The organism is Mesorhizobium sp. (assembly GCF_004962925.1).
Classification (GTDB): domain Bacteria; phylum Pseudomonadota; class Alphaproteobacteria; order Rhizobiales; family Rhizobiaceae; genus Mesorhizobium.
In genome coordinates, this window is the sequence record NZ_SUEO01000243.1 from 1 (window position 1) to 5,624 (window position 5,624).

Genomic DNA, 5,624 nt, shown 5'->3' on the forward strand with positions numbered 1-5,624 from the left:
ACGCAGGAGGCACTGGAGCGCGGACTGGCGACGATCGAGAAGAACTATGCCGTCTCCGTCGTGCGCGGCTCGTTGACGGAAGAGGCTAAGCGCCTGCGGCTCGGACTGTTCAAAGGTTCCACCGCCTATGGCGACCTCGCCGATTGCGACTTGATCGTCGAGGCAGTGTTCGAGGAGATGGCGGTCAAGAAGCAGGTGTTCGGCAGGCTCGACGCAGTAGCCAAACCGGGCGCGATCCTCGCCACCAACACCTCTTATCTCGACATCAACGAAATTGCCGCCTCGACCTCGCGCCCGCAGGATGTGGTTGGCATGCATTTCTTTTCGCCGGCCAACGTCATGAAGCTGCTCGAGGTCGTACGGGCCGAGAAGACCGCGCCCGATGCGCTGGCGACAATCGTCGAACTGGCACGGCGGATCGGCAAGGTGCCGGTCGTCGTCGGCGTCTGCCACGGCTTCGTCGGCAACCGCATGCTGGCCGCGCGCGGTTCCGAATCCGAGGCGCTTTTGCTGGAAGGTGCAACGCCACAGCAGGTCGACCGGGTGTTCACCGATTTCGGCTGGCCGATGGGGCCGTTCCAGATGGGCGATCTCGCCGGCCTCGACATAGGCTGGCGCAACCGCAAGGCGCGCGGCCAGACGGCAATAATCGCCGACACACTGTGCGAACAGGGGCATTTCGGCCAGAAGACCGGCAGCGGCTTCTACCGCTACGAGAACGGCTCACGCACACCGGCTCCCAACCCAGAGGTCGAAGCGCTAATCCGCGACAAGGCCGCCGAAAAGGGCATCGCGTCGCGCACGATCGGCGCCGAGGAGATCATCGAGCGGACGCTCTATCCCATGGTCAATGAAGGGGCGAAGATCCTCGAGGAGAAAATTACCGCCCGCGCCTCCGATGTCGATGTCGTCTGGGTCAATGGCTATGGCTTTCCGGTAGGCAAGGGCGGGCCGATGTTCTGGGCCGGCCTCGAAGGGGTCGACAAGATCATTGGACGGCTGGACCACTGGCACGAGCGGACCGGCAAGGATGTCTTCAAGCCGGCGCCCCTGCTCAGACAGATGGCTGAAACCGGCTCCTGGGAAGGGGCTACCAGCTAAACTGCCCTGAGCGAGGCCAATTTCGAAACCGTGGACTACCGAATCCGAGCGTCCATGATCTCGACGAAACGCGCGAACAGACCAGCCTGCGACTTGATCTTGAGCTTGCGATAGATGTTGCGGCGGTGGACCTTTACGGTTCCCGGTACGATGCGCATCGCCCTGGCTATCGATTCCGTCGAATGGCCCTGAAGCACCAGATCGACGACATGCTTTTCGCGCGGCGTGAGCGAAAGGCTCTTCCAGATATGAGCACGCTCGAACTCGTTGGCCGGCGCAATCGCCTCGTCCTGCTTCGTCTTTGCCGGTTCGTCGGCCGGAAGGGCCGGCCAGCGCAGCCTGGTGAAACCGATCACCGCCGGCGCCATGTCGCGCAGCAACCTGGCATCGGCGGTTCCAAAGGGTCCCGAAGCATGCAGTCGCATCAGCGAGACCACCAGCGCGTCCTTTCCCGGCAGCGGCACGAAGAAGCCGACCTCTTCGGCCAGCTTGGTCTGGCTGTAGTAGGAGCGGTAATATTCGCTGGCATAGAAGCGGTCCGGCGCCAGCTCGCGCATGCGCCAAAAACCTTCCTTGCGCTCGACCGCCGCGTGGTGGAACGGGTCGAGCAGATAAGGCCCTTCCTGATAGAGCGCGACGAAGACGTGGCTTTCGGCCGGCGAGAACGTCTCGAACAGCAGCGGCGGGCGCGAAGCGCCGCGATAGCCGAAGATCACACAGTGATCGAAGCTGACATGCCGCCGGAGCCAGGCGACCATCGCCTTGCCGAAAAGCTCGCCGCTCGTCTCCCGTGTCGCAGCGATGAGCGCAGCGAGCTGATTGTATTCGTCGCCGCGCGATCCGCTCAATTTATACCCCTCTAAACGAGAAAATAGATCAAATATACCACCTGCGAGGTATATACTAGTCACCGTTGGCTCTGATAGCGTTTCGAAAATCGCCTTCGCTGGAGCCCGCAGCTTTGACCGCAGTGCCAGATATCGAGTTTCGCGGGGTCACCAAACGCTACGGCAGCGTGACCGCGGTGAGCGGCATCGATCTTGCCATCCCGCCGTCTGCGTTTGTCGCCTTGCTCGGGCCGTCCGGCTGCGGCAAGACAACCTGCCTGCGCATGATCGGCGGTTTTGAACAGCCAAGCGAAGGCGCGGTCTTCATCCGTGGCCGCGACATGGCCGGCACGCCGCCCTACCGGCGGCCGGTCAACATGGTGTTCCAGCAATATGCGCTGTTTCCGCATCTGGATGTCGAGGACAACATCGCCTACGGGCTGCGCCAGGCAAGGCCGCGGCTGTCGTCGCGGGAGATCAGCCTGAGGGCAGGCGAGGCGCTCGCCATGGTGCGGCTTGCCGGCTACGGCCGCCGCAAGATCCACGAGCTTTCCGGCGGCCAGCAGCAGCGTGTTGCCCTGGCGCGCGCGCTGGTCAACAAGCCGGCGGTGCTGCTGCTCGACGAGCCCCTGGCGGCGCTCGACAAGAAGCTGCGCACCGACATGCAGATAGAGTTGCAGAACCTGCAGCGTGAGATCGGCATCACCTTCGTCCTCGTCACGCACGACCAGGAAGAAGCACTGTCGATGAGCGATTTCGTCTGCGTCATGAATGGCGGGCGCATTGTCCAGCTCGGACAGCCAAGCGAAATCTACGACGAGCCCGCCGACCTGTTCGTCGCCGACTTCGTCGGCAAGACCAATCTCTTGAGCGGCAAGGTCGCCGGGCATTCGGGCAACCTCGTCGAGGTGGCACTTGCCAACGGCACTGTCATTGCCGCGCGCAAGCGGTCTTCGCTGCGGCAGGACGAAGCCGTTTCGGTCAGCCTGCGTCCTGAATCCCTAAGCCTCGGCGCGCCGGGAAGCGGCCGGCTCAACGGCATTGTCCGCAACCGGATCTTTCTGGGCTCGACCGCGGAATACGCGATCGAGGTAGGCGGTATCGGAACGCTGCTCGCCAAGGCCGATCACCTGATCGGCAGCGGAAACCTCTTCAAGCCGGGTGAACCCGTCGCCATCGGCTTTACAGCCGGAACGCCGCTCGCGTTCCCGGACCCCAAGAACAACGGGACCAACCAGAGGGAAAATAAACATGTCGAAATCATATCGTGACGGACTGCCGATAAGCCCCGAAAAATTCGTCGATCAATTGATGCGGCTCAAGCGCGGCTCGATCGGCCGCCGCGAGTTTCTAGGCCTCACCGGTCTTGGCATCGCAACGGCGGTGACGGCCCGCGAGCTCGGCATCATGCCCTCGCCGGCCTTCGCCCAGGAGGGTCTTGGCGACCGCATGTCGATCGCCACCTGGCCCAATTACCACGACCCGGCGACGTTCGAGAATTTCAAAGCCGAGACGGGGGTCGCCGTCGAGGTCAATGTGTTCGGCTCAAACGAGGAGATGCTGGCCAAGCTGCAGGCTGGCGCCTCGGGCTGGAGCCTGTTCGTGCCGACCAACTACACGATCTCCACCTACAAGAAGCTCGCCATCATCGAAGCGCTCGATATGGCCAAGCTATCGAATTTCGACGGCTCGCAAGAGGATCCGCGCTTTACCTCGGAAGGTACGATCGACGGGGCGACCTACGCTGTGCCGAAGAACTGGGGCACCACCGGATTTGCCGTCAACACCAAGAAGCTGACCAAGCCGATGACGAGCTGGAAGGAATTCTGGGACACGGCCATGACGGAGGGCGACGGCCGCACCATGGTCCATGACTACCAGCTCACCACGATCGGCAATGCGCTGAAATATTACGGCTTCTCGTTCAACTCGCTGAAGCCGGACGAACTCGCCAAGGCCGAGGAATTGCTGCTGAAGGTCAAGCCGCATCTGTTTGCGGTTTCCAGCGATTATCAGCCGTCAATGCGTGCCGGTGACGCCTGGATGACGATGTGCTGGACCAATGACGGGGCGCAGCTCCACCGCGACATTCCCGAGATCGCCTATGTGCTTGGCAAGGAGGGCGGCGAGATCTGGACCGACTTCTATGCCATTCCGAAGGACGCGCCCAACAAGCCTGCCGGCTATGCCCTGCTCAACTACCTGATGGACCCGAAAGTCGCGGTCAAGGAGCACCTGGCCAATGGTGCGCCTTCCACCGACGCGCGGGTCAACGCGCTGCTGCCCAAGGAGGTGCTGGAGAATCCGATCCTCTACCCGGCGGCGGAACTGTTGACTCCGTTGGAATTCGGCGCGGCTGCGACGCTGACCGATCCGGGCCGGGCCGAACTGATGGCCCGCTTCAAGTCGGCTTGAACCGGCCATAGGCCCGATGCAGGCAACTCACCCGGCGGGCAGATGTCCGCCGGCACCGGGGCGGTTTTTCAATGCGCAGCAATGTCCTTCGTCATAATCTGCTGACCGCGCTGCTGCTCGGTCCCGCAACCGCGTGGCTGGTGGTGTTTCTGGTCCTGCCGTTCGTCGCGATCGCCGTCTTCAGCGTTGGCGAGCGGGCGCCTGAAGGCGGCTATCAGGCCGCTTTCACCTTTGCGCAATATGCCAATCTTCCGGCACGGGCGACTGCCTTCTGGAACACCATGGTGCTGGCGCCGGCAGGCGCCTTGGCCTGTCTGCTCGTCGCCTATCCGGTCGCCTATTACCTCGCTTTGCGCGCGCCGGAGCGGTGGCGGCTGATCCTGCTTGCGCTTGTCGTCATTCCGTTCTGGACCAGTCTGCTGATGCGAACCTACGCCTGGATGTATGTTTTGGGCGGACGCGGCATCCCGGCATTGCTGACCTATGTCGGGTTTGAAGATGTGCGGCTGATCAACACGCCGGGCGCGGTTCTGCTCGGCATCGTCTACGGCTATCTGCCGCTGATGATCCTGCCGATCTATGTCAGCCTCGAGCGGCTCGATCGCCGGCTGCTGGAAGCCTCCGCCGATCTTGGCGCGACGCCGATGTCGACATTCCTAGGTGTGACGCTGCGGCTGTCGCTGCCGGGTGTGATGACCGGCTTCTCGCTGGTCATGATCCTGCTGCTTGGCGAGTACCTGATCCCGACGCTGCTCGGTGGCGGCAAGGTCTTCTTCATCGGTAACGCGCTAGTCGATCTGTTTCTGCAATCGCGCAACTGGCCGTTTGGATCGGCAATCGCCATCACGCTGGTTCTGGTTTCGGTGGTGGTGCTGCTTGCCGCCAACCGCCTTTCGACCCGCCTTTCGGGTGCCCGCCGGGTGGACCTGATCTGATGCGCGCCTTCGTCATAGCCGTCTTTGCATTTCTCTACCTGCCGATCGCGCTGGTGGTGCTGTTCTCCTTCAATGCGGGCCGCCACGCCAGCGAGCTCACCGGCTTCTCGGTGCAATGGTATGGCAAGGCGCTGTCGAACCCGTTCCTGGTCGAGGCACTGAAGAACAGCCTGTTCATCGCCACCACCAGCGCCTTGCTCGCAGCACTCTGCGGCACGGCGGCAGCGCTTGGCCTGGCGCGTGTCGGCGCGCGGACACGAGCCATCTTCGACGCACTTCTCGGCGCTGCGATCGTCGTTCCGGGCGTCGTCATCGGCATCTCGACGCTTGTCGCGCTCGTCCAGCT

Annotated in this window: 6 protein-coding genes; 5 read left to right on the forward strand and 1 reads right to left on the reverse strand. The window is 62.8% G+C overall.

Features of this window, described 5'->3' with window-relative positions; genetic code table 11:
- The coding region (locus E5W87_RS30750; RefSeq protein WP_292406292.1) for a 3-hydroxyacyl-CoA dehydrogenase at positions 1 to 1,101 on the forward strand (1,101 nt) is incomplete at its 5' end.
- Between the two features lie 35 nt (positions 1,102 to 1,136).
- Here the strand turns inward: E5W87_RS30750 and E5W87_RS30755 are convergent.
- On the reverse strand, positions 1,137 to 1,949 hold the full coding sequence (locus tag E5W87_RS30755; protein WP_292406295.1) for a LuxR C-terminal-related transcriptional regulator: 813 nt from the start codon (positions 1,947 to 1,949) through the stop codon (positions 1,137 to 1,139).
- A gap of 113 nt (positions 1,950 to 2,062) precedes the next feature.
- Here E5W87_RS30755 and E5W87_RS30760 point away from each other — a divergent pair, with 113 nt between their 5' ends.
- The 4 genes from E5W87_RS30760 to E5W87_RS30775 form a co-directional block, all read left to right on the forward strand.
- Positions 2,063 to 3,199 (forward strand): ABC transporter ATP-binding protein, encoded by a 1,137-nt coding sequence (locus E5W87_RS30760; RefSeq protein ID WP_292406298.1) that lies wholly within the window; start codon positions 2,063 to 2,065, stop codon positions 3,197 to 3,199.
- Positions 3,180 to 4,343 (forward strand): spermidine/putrescine ABC transporter substrate-binding protein, encoded by a 1,164-nt coding sequence (locus E5W87_RS30765; RefSeq protein ID WP_292406301.1) that lies wholly within the window; start codon positions 3,180 to 3,182, stop codon positions 4,341 to 4,343. The genes E5W87_RS30760 and E5W87_RS30765 overlap by 20 nt, the downstream gene beginning before the upstream one ends.
- Before the next feature lie 71 nt (positions 4,344 to 4,414).
- On the forward strand, positions 4,415 to 5,278 hold the full coding sequence (locus E5W87_RS30770) for an ABC transporter permease (protein ID WP_292406303.1): 864 nt from the start codon (positions 4,415 to 4,417) through the stop codon (positions 5,276 to 5,278).
- Positions 5,278 to 5,624, forward strand: a 347-nt coding sequence (locus E5W87_RS30775) for an ABC transporter permease (RefSeq protein WP_367118894.1), incomplete at its 3' end; no start/stop codon positions are given. The genes E5W87_RS30770 and E5W87_RS30775, both read left to right, overlap by 1 nt.

Bases quoted from the DNA above. Each gene is read 5' to 3' on its own strand.
- E5W87_RS30770 (WP_292406303.1), top strand. From the start codon at position 4,415: ATGCGCAGCAATGTCCTTCGTCATAATCTGCTGACCGCGCTGCTGCTC.
- E5W87_RS30765 (WP_292406301.1), top strand. From the start codon at position 3,180: ATGTCGAAATCATATCGTGACGGACTGCCGATAAGCCCCGAAAAATTC.